14 protein-coding genes are annotated in these 14,642 nt (G+C 72.6%); 8 read left to right on the top strand and 6 right to left on the bottom strand.

Annotated elements, in window-relative coordinates:
• A complete protein-coding gene (locus tag ABZV31_RS14565) occupies positions 1–729 on the bottom strand; it encodes a ZIP family metal transporter (RefSeq protein ID WP_355892843.1) in 729 nt (242 codons plus the stop codon).
• Positions 730–813: 84 nt separating this feature from the next.
• Between ABZV31_RS14565 and cobM the strand changes: the two genes are divergently transcribed.
• Genes cobM through cobC form a run of 6 tightly spaced genes read left to right on the top strand, consistent with a single transcriptional unit; the run spans position 814 to position 7,248 of the window.
• Positions 814–1,632, top strand: coding sequence for a precorrin-4 C(11)-methyltransferase (gene cobM / locus ABZV31_RS14560; protein ID WP_355892840.1), 819 nt, complete (start codon positions 814–816; stop codon positions 1,630–1,632).
• Complete coding sequence (gene cbiE, locus ABZV31_RS14555; RefSeq protein ID WP_355892837.1) at positions 1,629–2,876, top strand: precorrin-6y C5,15-methyltransferase (decarboxylating) subunit CbiE; 1,248 nt, start codon at positions 1,629–1,631, stop codon at positions 2,874–2,876. Before cobM ends, cbiE begins: the two co-directional genes overlap by 4 nt.
• A complete protein-coding gene (cobJ, locus tag ABZV31_RS14550; protein WP_355892834.1) occupies positions 2,873–4,576 on the top strand; it encodes a precorrin-3B C(17)-methyltransferase in 1,704 nt (567 codons plus the stop codon). Before cbiE ends, cobJ begins: the two co-directional genes overlap by 4 nt.
• A complete protein-coding gene (locus ABZV31_RS14545; protein ID WP_355892831.1) occupies positions 4,573–5,160 on the top strand; it encodes a precorrin-8X methylmutase in 588 nt (195 codons plus the stop codon). Before cobJ ends, ABZV31_RS14545 begins: the two co-directional genes overlap by 4 nt.
• The gene (locus ABZV31_RS14540; protein ID WP_355892829.1) at positions 5,157–6,092 is read left to right on the top strand and encodes a sirohydrochlorin chelatase; all 936 of its coding nucleotides are present in this window, start codon (positions 5,157–5,159) and stop codon (positions 6,090–6,092) included. The genes ABZV31_RS14545 and ABZV31_RS14540 overlap by 4 nt, the downstream gene beginning before the upstream one ends.
• Positions 6,082–7,248, top strand: a complete 1,167-nt coding sequence (gene cobC, locus ABZV31_RS14535; protein WP_355892827.1) for an Rv2231c family pyridoxal phosphate-dependent protein CobC — start codon at positions 6,082–6,084, stop codon at positions 7,246–7,248. Before ABZV31_RS14540 ends, cobC begins: the two co-directional genes overlap by 11 nt.
• A 187-nt stretch (positions 7,249–7,435) precedes the next feature.
• Here cobC and ABZV31_RS14530 read toward each other — a convergent pair whose 3' ends face one another.
• The 5 genes from ABZV31_RS14530 to ABZV31_RS14510 all read right to left on the bottom strand — a co-directional run bounded on the left by ABZV31_RS14530 (position 7,436) and on the right by ABZV31_RS14510 (position 12,377).
• The gene (locus ABZV31_RS14530) at positions 7,436–8,344 is read right to left on the bottom strand and encodes an SCO1860 family LAETG-anchored protein (protein ID WP_355892825.1); all 909 of its coding nucleotides are present in this window, start codon (positions 8,342–8,344) and stop codon (positions 7,436–7,438) included.
• 247 nt (positions 8,345–8,591) lie between these two features.
• Positions 8,592–9,689, bottom strand: coding sequence for an amidohydrolase family protein (locus tag ABZV31_RS14525; protein WP_355892822.1), 1,098 nt, complete (start codon positions 9,687–9,689; stop codon positions 8,592–8,594).
• A 200-nt stretch (positions 9,690–9,889) separates the two neighbouring features.
• Positions 9,890–10,690: an amino acid ABC transporter ATP-binding protein gene (locus tag ABZV31_RS14520; RefSeq protein ID WP_355892819.1), complete on the bottom strand. Its 801-nt coding sequence runs from the start codon at positions 10,688–10,690 to the stop codon at positions 9,890–9,892.
• The gene (locus ABZV31_RS14515) at positions 10,687–11,532 is read right to left on the bottom strand and encodes an amino acid ABC transporter permease (RefSeq protein WP_355892817.1); all 846 of its coding nucleotides are present in this window, start codon (positions 11,530–11,532) and stop codon (positions 10,687–10,689) included. The genes ABZV31_RS14520 and ABZV31_RS14515 overlap by 4 nt, the downstream gene beginning before the upstream one ends.
• Entirely contained in the window at positions 11,529–12,377 is an 849-nt protein-coding gene (locus ABZV31_RS14510) for a transporter substrate-binding domain-containing protein (protein ID WP_355892814.1), read from the bottom strand. Before ABZV31_RS14510 ends, ABZV31_RS14515 begins: the two co-directional genes overlap by 4 nt.
• 200 nt (positions 12,378–12,577) lie before the next feature.
• Here ABZV31_RS14510 and ABZV31_RS14505 point away from each other — a divergent pair, with 200 nt between their 5' ends.
• The gene (locus ABZV31_RS14505) at positions 12,578–13,696 is read left to right on the top strand and encodes an aminotransferase class V-fold PLP-dependent enzyme (protein WP_355892811.1); all 1,119 of its coding nucleotides are present in this window, start codon (positions 12,578–12,580) and stop codon (positions 13,694–13,696) included.
• 129 nt (positions 13,697–13,825) lie between these two features.
• The gene (locus ABZV31_RS14500; RefSeq protein ID WP_355892808.1) at positions 13,826–14,353 is read left to right on the top strand and encodes a DinB family protein; all 528 of its coding nucleotides are present in this window, start codon (positions 13,826–13,828) and stop codon (positions 14,351–14,353) included.
• The last annotated feature ends 289 nt before the right edge of the window (positions 14,354–14,642 follow it).

The raw sequence follows: 14,642 nt of genomic DNA, 5'->3' as shown, positions 1-14,642 counted from the left end.
TCAGCCCGCGAGGCCCACCACCAGCCAGATGAAGGCCGCGCCCGCGACCGTGCACAGCAGGGTCGAGCGGGCGGGGTGCGCGTGGTGGGCCTCGGGGAGGATCTCGGCTGCGGCGAGGTAGAGCAGCACCCCGCCGAAGAGGCCGAGATAGCTGCCGAGGAACGCCTCCGGGATGGTGAAGAACGCGGTGGAGGCCGCTCCCACCACCGGCGCCAGGGCATCCGCGACGAGCATGGCGACCGCCTTGCGGCGCGCGTTGCCGTACAGGGTCGTGAGGGTGAACGTGTTGAAGCCGTCCGCGAAGTCGTGGGCGATGACGGCCAGTGCGACCGCGAGGCCCATGCCGCCGCCCACCTGGAAGGCCGCGCCGATCGCCACGCCGTCCATGGCGCTGTGGCCGACCATCGCGGCCGCCGCCGTCAGGCCCACCTCGGGCGCCCGGTGGCCGTGCTCCTCGGCGCCGTGCGCGGCCTGCCGCGCGGCCAGCAGGCGTTCCACCAGATGGGCCAGCAGGAAGCCGGCCACGAACAGCAGCAGCGCCACCGGCACCCCGAACACCTCGGTGCCCGCCGCCCGAAGCGCCTGCGGCAGCAGGTCCAGGCCGACCACGCCCAGCATCAGACCGCCGGCCAGGCCCAGGACCAGATGACGGCGGTCGGTCACACGCTGTGCGGTCCAGCCGCCGGCCAGCGTCATCAGGAACGCGCCGAGCGCGACGAAGACCGCCATACGCCCTTGCTATCGGATCGACCCGCGGTCGTGCACGTCCAGCCGCACTCCCACTGAATTTTCTGCACGAGAGGACCCGAACCCATGGCCGATGCCCCCACCGGCAAGGTGACCTTCGTCGGTGCCGGCCCCGGCGCCGCCGACCTGCTGACGTTCCGCGCCGCCCGCGCGATCGCCGAGGCCGACGTCGTGATCTGGGCGGCCAGCCTGGTGCAGGCGGAGGTCCTCGAGCACGCGCGTGAGAACGCGGAGATCCTGGACTCGGCGACCATGTCGCTGGAGGACGTCGTCGGCGTGTACGAGCGGGCGCACACCGAGGGACTGAAGGTGGCCCGCATCCACTCCGGCGACCCGGCCCTGTGGGGCGGCACGCAGGAACAGCTGGACCGGTGTGCCGAGATCGGCATCGAGACGGAGGTCGTGCCCGGCGTCTCGTCCTTCTCCGCCGTCGCCGCGCTCGCCCGGCGGGAGCTGACCATCCCCGAGGTCGCGCAGTCGGTGGTCCTGACCCGGCTCGGCGGCGGCAAGACGCCGATGCCGCCCGGCGAGGAGGTGCGCGAGTTCGCCCGGCACGGCACCACCATGGCGATCTTCCTGTCGGCGGCCCGCAGCGGCCAGCTGGTGCGCGAGCTGCTGGAGGGCGGTTACCCGACCGACACCCCGGTCGTCGTCGCCTACCAGGCGACCTGGCCCGAGGAGCTGATCGTGAAGTGCACGATCGGCACCCTGGAGGAGACCGTCAAGGAGCACAAGCTCTGGAAGCACACCCTCTTCCTGGTCGGCCCGGCCCTCGACGCGCACGGCACGCGCTCGCACCTGTACCACCCCGGCCACTTCCACGGCTACCGCAAGGCCGACCCCGAGGCCCGCAAGGCCCTGCGCACACGGGGTGCGAGCACGTGATCACGGTCGTCGGTACGGGCACGGGCGCGCCGCCCGACGCGGATGCGCTGGCCGGGGCGGAGCTCGTCGTGGGCGGACGGCGGCATCTGGACGCCGTACGGCTGCCGGAGACGGCCGAGCGGATCGTGCTCGGGCCGCTGGCGCCCGCGCTCGACGTGATCGAGAGGTACGTCGCGAAGGAGCGGCGCGTGGTCGTGCTGGCCTCCGGCGACCCCGGGTTCTTCGGGATCGTTCGGGTGCTGGCCGAGCGGTTCGGGGCCGGGCTGCTCGACGTCCGGCCCGGCGTCTCCTCCGTCGCGGCCGCCTTCGCGCGGCTCGGGCTGGCGTGGGACGACGCGGTCGTGGTGAGCGCGCACGGGCGCGACTTTCGTACGGCCGTCAACGCCTGCCGGGCGCACCCGAAGGTCGCCGTGCTGACGGGGCCTGGCGCCGGACCCGCCGAACTGGGGGCCGCGCTGGCCCGTACCTTCGGCGACCGCGTGCTCGTCGTCGCCTCCGCGCTGGGCGACCCCGCTCGCGAGCGCGTCGAACGCGTCACGCCCGCCGAGGCCGCGGCCCGGGACTGGGGTACGGCGGTGAGCGTGGTGCTGTGCCTGGACGAGGCGCGGGCGCCGGGCGCCGTACGGACCGTCGCGGGACCGGCCGTCAGGCCCGCCGGATGGGCGCTGGACGAGGCCGAGTTCGCCCACCGCGACTCGATGATCACCAAGTTCGAGGTGCGGGCGCTGGCCCTGGCCCGGCTCGGGCCGCGCCTGGGCGACCTGGTCTGGGACGTCGGCGCCGGTTCGGGATCCGTGGCCGTCGAGTGCGCGCGACTGGGCGCCGCCGTCGTCGCGGTCGAGAAGACTCCGGACGGGGTTGGGCGGATCCGCGCCAACGCCGAGGCGCACGGGGTCGACGTGGCGGTCGTGCACGGCTCGGCGCCGGAGGTGCTGTCCGGCCTCGACGATCCCGACGCCGTGTTCGTCGGCGGCGGGGGGCGCGAGCTGCCGGCCGTCGTCACCGCGTGCGCGCGGCGGGCCCGGCGGACGGTGGTCGTCGCGATGGCCGCGCTCGACCGGGTGCCCGCGGCGCGCGCGGCCCTCACGAACGCCGGGTTCGCCTGCGACGGGGTGCTGTTGCAGTCCTCGCGGCTCGCGCCGCTGCCGGGGGACGTGACCCGGCTCGCGGCGACCAATCCCGTTTTCCTGCTGTGGGGCGTCAGGCCTCCGGCGCACACCGACATCGAAGGAGTTGCTCAGTGATCGGCCTCATTTCCGCCACCGCGGCGGGAGCGGCTGCGCGGGACCGGCTGGCGGCCGCGTGGCCGGACCGCACGCGGGTGTACGACGGGCCCGTCGGGGACGCCGTGCGGGCCGCCTTCGCGGAGTGCGAGCAGCTCGTGTGCTTCCTGGCGACGGGCGCGGTCGTACGGCTGATCGCACCGCTGCTGGGCGACAAGGCGTCCGACCCCGGGGTGGTGTGCGTCGACGAGGGCGGGCGGTTCGCCGTGTCGCTGGTCGGCGGCCATGCCGGTGGGGCGAATGAACTGGCCCGTGAGGTCGGGGAGTTGCTGGGCGCCGAGCCGGTGGTGACGACGGCCACGGACTCGGTGGGGCTGCCCGGGCTGGACACCCTTGGGTTCCCGGTGGAGGGGGACGTCGCCGCGGTCTCGCGGGCGTTGCTGGACGGCGAGCCCGTCGCCCTCCAGGCCGAGGTGCCGTGGCCGCTGCCTCCGCTGCCGCTGGCGTCGCAGGGGTCGTACACCGTCCGTCTGACGGACCGCGCGGTCGAGCCCGCCGAGCGTGAGGTGGTCCTCCGGCCGCCGTCCCTCGTCGTCGGGGTCGGCGCCTCCAAGGGTGCCCCCGTCGAGGAGGTGCTCGGGCTGGTCGAGAGCGCGTTGCGGGAGGCCGGGCTCTCGGCGCGGTCCGTCGCCGAACTCGCCACCGTCGATGCCAAGGCCGACGAGCCGGGCATCGTCGAGGCGGCGGAACGGCTCGGCGTTCCCCTGGTGACGTACTCCGCCGCGGAGTTGGCCGGGGTCGAGGTGCCCCACCCCTCCGACGCGCCGCTCGCCGCCGTCGGCACCCCCTCCGTGGCGGAGGCCGCCGCGCTCGTCCACGGGGGTGAACTGGTCGTTCCCAAGCGGAAGTCGGAGCGGGAGGACGGCCGGCCCGCGATGGCGACCTGCGCGGTCGTCCGCCGGCCGGGGCGCGGGCGACTCGCCGTCGTCGGACTCGGGCCCGGTGCACGGGACCTGTTGACACCGCGCGCGAGGGCCGAACTCCGCCGCGCGTCCGTGCTCGTCGGCCTCGACCAGTACGTCGACCAGATCCGCGACCTGCTGCGGCCCGGCACCCGGATCCTGGAGTCGGGGCTGGGGGCCGAGGAGGAACGGGCCCGCACCGCGGTCGCCGAGGCCCGCAAAGGTCATGCCGTCGCGCTGATCGGCAGCGGGGACGCCGGCGTGTACGCCATGGCCTCCCCCGCACTGGCCGAGGCGTCCGACGACATCGACGTCGTCGGCGTGCCGGGCGTCACGGCGGCGCTCGCGGCCGGGGCGATCCTCGGAGCTCCGCTCGGGCACGACCATGTGTCGATCAGCCTGTCCGACCTGCACACGCCGTGGGAGGTCATCGAGCGGCGGGTGCGGGCCGCGGCCGAGGCGGACATCGTCGTGACCTTCTACAACCCGCGCTCCCGGGGCCGCGACTGGCAGCTGCCCAAGGCGCTGGCGATCCTCGCCGAGCACCGGGAGCCGACCACGCCGGTCGGTGTCGTACGGAACGCGTCACGGCCGGACGAGACCAGCCGTCTGACGACGCTGGCCGGCCTGGACCCGACGACGGTCGACATGATGACGGTCGTGACCGTGGGCAACACCGCGACCCGTGAGATCGCGGGCCGCATGGTCACGCCGCGCGGCTACCGCTGGCAGGACAACCGGCAGGAGGACGCCCAGTGAACCGTGTGGTCCACCCGATCGAGCAGGAGTCCTTCCGGCGGCTGCGCGCCCGCCTGGACACCACGCACTTCCCGCCGCTGACGCGGGCGGTGGTGGAGCGGGTCATCCACTCCTCCGCCGACCTCGCCTACGCCGACGACCTCGTCATGGACGAGGACGAGCTGGCCAAGGCGCACGCGGCGCTGCACGCGGGGGCTCCCGTGGTCGTGGACGTGGAGATGGTGGCCGCCGGGATCACCCGACGCGACACCGTCTGCCGGCTCAAGGACGCCAGGTCCGGCCCGGGGATGACGCGTTCGGCGCACGCGATCCGGCTCGCCTACGAGGACGTCGGCCCGGGGGCCCTGTGGGTGATCGGCTGCGCGCCGACCGCCCTGGAGGAGCTGCTGAAGCTGGACGCCTCGCCGACGCTCGTCATCGGCCTGCCCGTCGGTTTCGTCGGGGCGGCCGAGTCCAAGGCCGCGTTGCGGGAGAGCGGGCTGCCCGCCGTCAGCAACGTGTCCGAGAAGGGCGGTTCGGCGGTCGCCGCGGCCGCGCTCAACGCCCTGCTGTACCACCCCACTTCGCTTGAGGAGACCTCGTGACCACCCCGCCGCCCGCCCTGCTCATCGCCGGCCACGGAACCCGGGACGACGCCGGAGCCGAGGCGTTCCGGAACTTCGTCCGGCAACTGGGGCGCCGCCACCCCGAGCTGCCCGTCGCGGGCGGCTTCATCGAGCTGTCCCCGCCGCCGCTGGGCGAGGCCGTCACCGAGCTGGTGGAGCGCGGGGTGCGCCGGTTCGCCGCGGTGCCGCTGATGCTGGTGTCCGCCGGGCACGCCAAGGGGGACATCCCGGCGGCGCTGGCCCGCGAGAAGGAACGGCACCCCGGCATCTCGTACACCTACGGCCGTCCGCTCGGCCCGCACCCGGCGCTGCTGAGCGTACTGGAGCGGCGGCTGGACGAGGCACTGGGCGGCGCGGCCCGCACGCCCGAGGACCGGGCCGACGTGACCGTGCTGCTGGTCGGGCGCGGGTCGACCGACCCGGACGCCAACGCCGAGGTGTTCAAGGCGGCGCGGCTGCTGTGGGAGGGACGCGGGTACGCGGGCGTGGAGACGGCGTTCGTGTCGCTGGCGGCGCCGGACGTGCCGAGCGGGCTGGACCGGTGCGCGAAGCTGGGGGCGCGGCGGATCGTGGTCCTGCCGTACTTCCTGTTCACCGGGATCCTGCCGGACCGGGTCCGGCAGCAGGCGGAGGGCTGGGCGGCGGCGCACCCGGAGATCGAGGTGCGGTCGGCGGACGTCATCGGCCCGGAGCCGGAGCTGCTGGATCTCGTGATGGAGCGGTACGAGGAGGCCGTCAAGGGCGACCTGCGGATGAACTGCGACTCGTGCGTGTACCGCATCGCGCTGCCGGGCTTCGAGGACAAAGTGGGCCTGCCGCAGCAGCCGCACTTCCACCCGGACGACGACGGCCACCACCACGGGCACGGGCACCACCATCATGGGGGACACGCTCACTCGCATGCGCACTGAGGACTCCGTCAGGGACGGGCACGAAGAGCACGGTGGGCTCGACGGGCGCGATGGGCACGACGGGTACGAAGAGCGGGACGGGCGCGGTGGGCACGACCTGAGGCACCACGGGGACGCCGAGGTCCGTGACGACGGTTCGGGGCTGGTCGACCTCGCCGTGAACGTCCGCGCCGACACCCCGCCGGCGTGGCTGCGGGAGCGGATCGCCGCGTCGCTCGACGGCCTGGCGGCCTATCCGGACGGGCGGGCCGCGCGGGCGGCGGTGGCGGCGCGGCACGGGCTCGCCGTGGAGCACGTGTTGCTGACCGCGGGGGCCGCGGAGGCCTTCGTGCTGCTCGCCCGGGCCCTGAAGGTCTGCCGGCCGGTCGTGGTGCACCCGCAGTTCACGGAGCCGGAGGCGGCGCTGCGGGACGCGGGGCACGCGGTCGACCGGGTGCTGCTGCGGGAGGAGGACGGCTTCCGGCTCGATCCGGCGGCGGTCCCCGAGGACGCGGACCTGGTGGTGATCGGCAACCCGACCAACCCCACGTCGGTTCTGCACCCGGCCTCGACGATCATCGAACTGGCCCGGCCCGGGCGGACGTTGGTGGTGGACGAGGCGTTCCTGGACGCGGTGCCGGGCGAGCGGGAGGCGCTGGCGGGCCGGACCGACGTGCCCGGCCTGGTGGTGCTGCGCAGCCTGACGAAGACATGGGGGCTGGCGGGCCTGCGGATCGGATACGTGCTGGCGTCTGCCGACACGATCGCGGAGCTGGAGCGGGCCCAGCCGCTGTGGCCGGTGTCCACGCCGGCGCTCGCGGCGGCGGAGGCGTGCATGGAGCCGCGGGCGCTGGCGGAGGGGGCCCACGCGGCGCACCGGGTCGCCGCGGACCGGGCCCACCTGGTGGCGGGCCTGGCCGCGTTCGCGGCGCGCGGAGTGCGGGTGGTCGAGCCGGCGGAGGGCCCGTTCGTACTGGTCCGCATGCCGGGGGCGGCGGCGGTACGACGCCGGCTGCGGGAGCTCGGTTTCGCGGTGCGGCGCGGGGACACCTTTCCGGGGCTGGGGGAGGACTGGGTGCGGCTGGCGGTGCGGGACCGGGTGACGGTGAACGGATTCCTGCGGGCGCTGGACCGGGCGCTGCCCTCGCCCACCCACCCGCCCGACTCGGTCGGCTGAGAAGTGCCCCACCCCGGGGCTCCGCCCCAGACCCCGGCGGGGACTCCGTCCCCTCCACCCCTGGGCCTCGACCACCCACCCGACTCGGTCCGGTGAGGACCGATCCTCGCCCCGGGGCTCCGCCCCAGCCCCTCTCTTCCCCCGTCTTCCCCTCTTCCCCGCGGGCGCCGTCCCGGATCCGCCGTGGTCAGCCCCGTCGGCGGCGGGCCAGCGCGACCGCTCCTCCGCCCGCTGCCAGCAGTGCGACCGATCCTGCTGCGAGGTATGGCGTCAGGGAGCTGCCGCCGGTCTCCGCCAGGTCCGACTCGGCGGGTGCTCCCTGGGGCTTCACGTCGGCGCCCGGATCGGTGGTCGGCTGAGCCGACTTCTCCGGTGCCGTCGGGGTCTCGCACGTCGCCCTGGCGAGCGTCACCGTCCCCTCCACCTCGGCGACGTTCAGCTTCAACGGATTGACGGTCACCTTGAGTTCGAGGGCCGTGGCAGCGGCCGTGCGGGTCGTCGTCTCCCGTTCGGACAGGTCGAGGGTGACCTCGCCGACGCCCGGCACCCGTACGTCGGTCGTGCCGCCGGCGGTGACCGTCACCCGCTTGCCGAACACCGTCACCCCGCCCGGCACGTTCGAGGCGGCGGCCGGCGTCCTCCCCGCCTCGCAGGTGGCCTTCGCCGTGACCTGGTCGACCTCGATGAGGGACAGCAGGGGCAGGCCGGGGACATGGAGTGTGGCGTGGGCCAGGTCGACGGTGCCCTCGGCCTTCCGGGCCGACACCGTCGCCTTCGCTTTCGCCACGTCGGCGCGGAGCACGCTGAAGGGCTTTCCGCCGTCGACGCCGTCCAGGCGGGCGGTCAGCGTGGTCTGCTGTGCGCTCTGCGGCGCCTGGACCTCGTTGAGGGAGACGGTGAGCGGGACGTTCACCGTCTTGTTGAGCAGGGACACGTCGAGCCGGGTACGCAGGACGGCCGCGCTCGCGCGACCTTGGTCGTCGGTTGCGTGCGCGGAGCCCGCGCCGGCCAGCGCCGCCGGACCGGCGGCCAGGGCGGTGGCCGCCGCGGCGATGGCGCAACGGCGTGCGGGCAAGCGGAAGGTGTGGCCGTTCACGGTGTGGCACCCCCAGAAGAGGATGCTTGGGACCCGGCAAGGATTACGCACCGAGAGTGAACGGTCGGCGACGCTTCGTGACTTCACTCCATCGTGGGGTTTCCGTGACTTCTTTCGAATCTCCCGGCACGCGTGTTCCCCAGGGGCACCCCCGAACCGCCTTCCGTGCGAACGACCTGGTTGACGCACCGGCGCACACGACGGAGTGCACAACGACCCGCCCGTGCCGCCGGTAACGCTCCGTCAACTAGCCGACGATCCGCCCGTTCAGCACCACCCGCCGCGGCGCCGCCAGCACTCGTACGTCCGCCCGCGGATCCTCCTCGTACACCACGAGATCCGCCGGCGCTCCCTCGTCCAGCCCGGGCCGGCCGAGCCACTCGCGTGCACCCCAGGTTGTCGCCGAGAGGGCATCGACCGGCGGGATGCCGGCCTTCACCAGCTCCGCGACCTCGCCCGCCACCAGGCCGTGGGGCAGCGTGCCCCCCGCATCCGTGCCGACGTACACGCGGATCCCGGCGTCGTAGGCGGCGCGCACGGTGTCGTAGCGGCGTTCGTACAGCCTGCGCATGTGTGCCGACCAGCGCGGGTACTTGGCCTCGGCGCCGTCGGCGAGCCTGGGGAAGACGGCGATGTTGACGAGGGTGGGGACGATCACGACGCCGCGCTCGGCGAACAGGGGGATCAGGTCGTCCGTCAGGCCCGTGGCGTGTTCGATGCAGTCGATGCCCGCCTCCACCAGGTCCCGCAGGGAGTCCTCGGCGAAGCAGTGCGCGGTGACGCGCGCACCGAGGCGGTGGGCCTCGGCGATCGCCGCCTCGGCCGCCTCACGCGGCCAGCAGGCCGACAGGTCGCCGAGGTCGCGGTCGATCCAGTCGCCGACCAGCTTCACCCAGCCGTCGCCGCGCCGCGCCTCCTGGGCGACGTAGGAGACCAGTTGGTCCGGCTCGGTCTCGTGTGCGTAGTTGCGGATGTAGCGGCGGGTGCGGGCGATGTGCCGGCCCGCCCGGATGATCTTCGGCAGGTCCTCGCGGTCGTCGATCCAGCGGGTGTCCGAGGGGGAGCCCGCATCACGGATCAGCAGGGTGCCGGCGTCCCTGTCCGTCAGCGCCTGCTTCTCGGACACGTCGTCGGGGACCGGACCATGCGCGTCGAGGCCGACGTGGCAGTGCGCGTCGACGAGGCCGGGCAGGGCCCAGCCCTCGACGGTCCGCACGTCCCGCGCGTCGACGGGACGGTCGTAGGAGATCCGCCCGTCGACGACCCACAGCTCGTCCCGGACCTGGCCCTCGTCCGGTCCGACGAGCACCCGTCCCTTCACGTGCAGCACCGCGTGATCGCTCATGTACCGCACCTTATTGAATCCTCCCCACCTGGTGGAGAGGGGATTCCCGGCTCACGCCGCTCGGCCGTCCGGCGGGACGGTCGAGTCCTCTGCGAGAGGCATCAGCCGGGTGGAGACCGGCCCGGACCGACATCACACGAGCCGAGTGCACGATGCGCCCGTGCTTGCGCTCCATGGTGATCAGCTCGCGCCTGGTGAAGCTACTGGTCGGCCTTGCCCACCTGGTCCGAGGTCTCCTCCTCCACCTCGGCCATCGCGGGGTCGAGGAGGCGGGAGAGGAAGTGGCGGGTGCGCTCGTGGCGGGGGCTGCCGATGACCTGGTCGGGGGCGCCGTCCTCGACGATCACGCCGCCGTCCATGAAGACGACCCGGTCGGCGACCTCGCGTGCGAAGGTCATCTCGTGGGTGACGACCATCATCGTCATGCCCTCGTGGGCGAGCATGCGCATCACGGCGAGGACGTCGCCGACGAGCTCGGGGTCGAGCGCCGAGGTCGGCTCGTCGAAGAGCATCACCTCCGGGCCCATGGCGAGGGCGCGGGCGATGGCGACGCGCTGCTGCTGGCCGCCGGAGAGGGAGGACGGGTACGCGTCCGCCTTCTCGGACAGGCCCACGCGCTCCAGGTTCTCGGCGGCGATCCGCGCGGCGGTCGCGCTGTCGCGCTTCAGCACGCGGCGCTGCGGGAGCGTGAGGTTCTCCGTCACCGACAGGTGCGGGAAGAGGTTGAACTGCTGGAAGACCATGCCGATGCGGCGGCGTACGGCGTCGATGTCGACGTCGGGGTCGGTCACCTCGGTGCCGCCGACGAAGACCTGGCCCTTGGTGGGTTCCTCGAGCAGGTTCACGCAGCGCAGCAGGGTCGACTTGCCGGAGCCGGACGGACCGATCACGCAGACGACCTCGCCCTGCCCGACCTCCAGGTCGATGCCGCGCAGCACTTCGTTGTCACCGAAGGACTTGTGCAGGTCCCGGATCCGGATTTCTGGCGTAAGGCTGGTCACTTGACGGCCTCCTGGGCCTTGGCCTCCATGCGGCGGACGACGAAGCCGAGCGGGATCGTGACCAGCAGGTAGCACAGGCCGGCGACCAGGATCGGCGTGGAGTTGGCGGTCGTGCTGGCCAGGTCGCGGCCGAACTTGGACAGTTCGCGCTCCTCCAGGGTGACGCCCAGGAACAGCACCAGCGAGGAGTCCTTGAAGAGCAGGACGAGTTCGTTGGTGAGCGGCGGGAGGATGATCCGGAACGCCTGCGGGACAATGATCGAGACCATGGCCCGGCCGGGCGAGAAGCCCAGCGAACGGGCGGCCTCCATCTGCCCCTTGGGCACGGCCTGGATGCCCGCGCGGATCGTCTCCGCCATGTACGCGGCCGACACCAGGCCGAGCGCGAGGGCGACTTTGCCGTAGGTGCCGCCGATGATCTCCGTGCCGGGGAAGGCCAGTGGCACGGCGACGCCGACGAAGATGAAGATCAGCAGGGCGGGCAGGCCGCGGAAGATCTCGATGTAGATGCCGGCGAGCCAGCGGTAGGGGCCCACGGACGACAGCCGCATCAGCGCGATGACCATGCCGAGCACCAGGCCGACGAGGAAGCCGGAGAGGGTGTAGAGCACGGTGTTCTTCAGCGCCAGCGTGATGATGTCCGGGAACATCTGCCGGGCGATGTCCGTCTGCGCGAACTGGTTCTGCAGTCGCCCCCAGTCGGCCGTGACCGCGAAGGCGATCACGGCGACGACGAAGACGGCGTACTGGATGCCGCGCGACAGCCTGCGCTTCTGACGCCGGGTCAGCCCCTTCTTCCTGGGTTGTACTTCGGCCCCGGCCGCGTTGGTGGAGTCGCTCATGAGGCGGCGGGCGAGGCGGCGGCGTCGTACGGGCCGATCCACTTCTCGTACAGCTTCTTGTACGTGCCGTCGGCCTTGGCGTCCTTGATCGCCTTGTTGATGGCGGCGAGGAGCTTGGTGTTGCCCTTCTTCACCGTGAAGCCGTACTGCTCACCGGTGTTGAGGTTGTCGACCACCTTGAAGGCGTCGGCGTTCGCCTTGTCCTTCAGCCAGCCCTGGACGACCGGGTAGTCGATGATGACGGCCTGGACCTGGCCGGTGCGCAAGCCGTTGAGGAGGGCGTCGGAGGACTCGAAGGAGATCGGGTCGAAGCCCTTCTTCTTCGCGTAGTCCTCGCCGGTGGTCTGCGCCTGGGAGCCGAGCTTCCTGCCGTTGGCCTTGATGTCGGCGAGCGAGGTGATGCCGATCTTCTTGTCGACGAGCACGGCCTGGGTGGCGTTGAAGTACGGGTCGGAGAAGTCGACGTGCTTCTTGCGCTCGGCGGTGATGGTCATGCCGGCCGCGGCGAGGTCGCACTGGCCGGAGTTGAGGAACGCGCCGGTCTTGAAGTTCTCGAACGGCGTGTCGAGGATCTGCTGCTTCACGCCGAGGTCCTTGGCGACCAGGTCGATCAGCGAGACGTCGAAGCCCTGGACCTTGCCGTTGACCTCCGACTGGAAGGGCGGGTACGGCAGGTGGGTGCAGGTGGTGAGCTGGCCCGCCTTGACGAGCTCGACCCCGCCGGCGGCCGTCTTGCTGCCGCTGCCGCCGCTGCCGCTCGAGGTGCAGCCGGCCACGAGCAGCAGCCCGGCCGTCGCGGTGGTGGCGGCCAGGATGCGGGCCCGGCGCCCGAGGAGCGTCTTCACGGGGCGACCTCTCTGTGGGGAGATGGGGGGAATCGTGCTGCAAGGGAACTGCGGGTTCCGATTATAAGGAGAAGTTTGAGTCTCTCAAATCAAACCGATGGCTCCGGGGCCGTCCGACCTAAGAAGTCACCAGTGGGAGCCGTGCGACGCCCGCCGATACGCTCGACTGCGTCGACCTCTGATCGAGAGAGAGCACCGCCGTGACCCACCCCCTCCTGGACCTCGCCCCGCTGAGCGCCGCCCACTTCGCCTCGATCGAGGACCGGGTGGCCCGGCTGCTCTCCACCGAGCAGGACGTCGTGATCATGCAGGGCGAGGCGCTGCTGCCGCTGGAGGGCGCGATCCGCGGGACGGCCGGTCCCGGCACGACGGCGCTGAACGTGATCACGGGCCCGTACGGCCAGACCTTCGGCAACTGGCTGCGGGACTGCGGCGCCAAGGTGATCGACCTGTCGGTGCCGTACCACACGGCGGTCACGGCCGCCCGGATCCGGGAGGCCTTCGCCGAGCACCCGGAGATCGACTTCGTGTCGCTGGTGCACGCGGAGGCGGCGACCGGCAACACCAACCCGGTCGCGGAGATCGGAGAGGCGGTACGGGAACAGGGTGCCCTGTTCTACCTGGACGCGGTGGCGTCCATCGGCGCGGAGCCGGTGCTGCCGGACGCGTGGGGCGTGGATCTGTGCGTGATCGGGGCGCAGAAGGCGATGGGCGGGCCGGCCGGGGTGTCCGCGGTGTCGGTCAGCGAGCGCGCCTGGGCCCGGATGGCGGCGAATCCGCGGGCGCCGCGCCGCTCGTACCTCTCTCTCCTCGACTGGAAGGAGCGGTGGATCGACGGCGGCCGCAAGGCGCTGCTGCACGCGCCGGCACAGCTGGAGATGCTCGCCCTGGAGGCGTGCCTCGAACGCATCGAGACGGTGGGCCTCGACGCCGTGATGACCCGCCACCGCTCGGCCGCCGCGGCGACGCGGGCGGGGGCGCGGGCCCTGGGCGGGGGCCTGGAGCCGTACGTGTACGAGGCGGCGGAGGCGGCCCCGGTCGCCACGACCCTGCGGGCCCCGTCGGGCGTGGTGGCCTCGGAACTGGTCTCCCGGGCCCTGGAGACGGACCCCGCCCTGCCGCTGGCCGCGGGCGGCGGCGCCCTGGCCAAGGAGATGATCCGCATCAACCACTACGGGGTGGACGCGACCCGGGAAGCGGTCGAGGCAAGCCTGACGGCCCTGGGCGAGGCGCTGGCCGAGCGGGGTCTGGACGTGGACGTGGAGGGCGCCCGGCGGGCGATCGAGGACGCCTGGCGGCAGCCCTCGGCAGAGGTCTGACCTGGGTCTTTGCCCCCGGAAAACCTCCTCAGCCCGAACGACCTCGCGGTCAGACACCCAAGGGGCCGGATTCTGCCGATCTGCGCCGAGAAGGCCCCGCCGGCAATCCCCGCGTGCCACGCTCCCCTCATGACCACCGGCATCCCGCAGACCCTGCCCGACGGCCGCCCCATCCCCCTCATGACCGGCGCCGAGCGCCCCATGCTCGAGAGCTGGCTCGCCTTCCACCGCGCCACGCTGGAGTCGAAGTGCGCCGGGCTGGATGACGCACAACTGCGACTCGCGTCGGCCGAACCTTCGGCGCTCACCCTGCTCGGGCTCGTCCAGCACCTGGCGGAGGTGGAGCGGAACTGGTTCCAGCGGGTGTTCGCCGGGCTCGACGTGCCGCCGGTGTTCGAGGAAGAGACCGGGTACGCGCTCCATCCGGCGCGCGGGCTCGGCCAGGCGCTTGCCGCCTGGCGCCGGGAGATCGCCCGGGGGCAGGAGCTGTGCGCGGGACGGTCGCTGGACGACACCGGGCGGATCGCCGGCGGGCCGATGGCGGGGATGGAGGTCAGTCTGCGGTGGGTGTTCGTCCACATGATCGAGGAGTACGGCCGGCACAACGGGCACGCCGACATCCTTCGGGAGCGGATCGACGGGGTTACCGGGGCCTGAAATCGGGGTAATTCTGCAATTCAATTCGGACAGCTGCCCGTATTCTTCTGCCCCGTTTTCGAATACCTAAACGCAAAGATTCTGCGAACGTCGGGCGGTGTAATTCGGGGGGATCTCGTGAGGGTTGCGCCGCTGTGACGTACCCCACAAGCCGATTCTTTTTGTCCAGGCATTGGGGGGCAAAACGGCAGATATTGACGTCCCCATCGCGCGGCCGCGCGCCCGCGCGATAACACATGGGGCCGTTTCATGTAAGTCCGCGCAGCGATGCATTTTTGAATTCCGCTCG

It is taken from the genome of Streptomyces sp. NPDC005202, assembly GCF_040608235.1.
Classification (GTDB): Bacteria; Actinomycetota; Actinomycetes; order Streptomycetales; family Streptomycetaceae; genus Streptomyces.
This window is presented reverse-complemented; position numbering and strand designations above follow the sequence as displayed.

Bases quoted from the DNA above. Each gene is read 5' to 3' on its own strand.
- ABZV31_RS14565 (WP_355892843.1), bottom strand. From the start codon at position 729: ATGGCGGTCTTCGTCGCGCTCGGCGCGTTCCTGATGACGCTGGCCGGC.
- cobM (WP_355892840.1), top strand. From the start codon at position 814: ATGGCCGATGCCCCCACCGGCAAGGTGACCTTCGTCGGTGCCGGCCCC.
- cobC (WP_355892827.1), top strand. From the start codon at position 6,082: ATGCGCACTGAGGACTCCGTCAGGGACGGGCACGAAGAGCACGGTGGG.
- ABZV31_RS14525 (WP_355892822.1), bottom strand. From the start codon at position 9,689: ATGAGCGATCACGCGGTGCTGCACGTGAAGGGACGGGTGCTCGTCGGA.
- ABZV31_RS14515 (WP_355892817.1), bottom strand. From the start codon at position 11,532: ATGAGCGACTCCACCAACGCGGCCGGGGCCGAAGTACAACCCAGGAAG.
- ABZV31_RS14500 (WP_355892808.1), top strand. From the start codon at position 13,826: ATGACCACCGGCATCCCGCAGACCCTGCCCGACGGCCGCCCCATCCCC.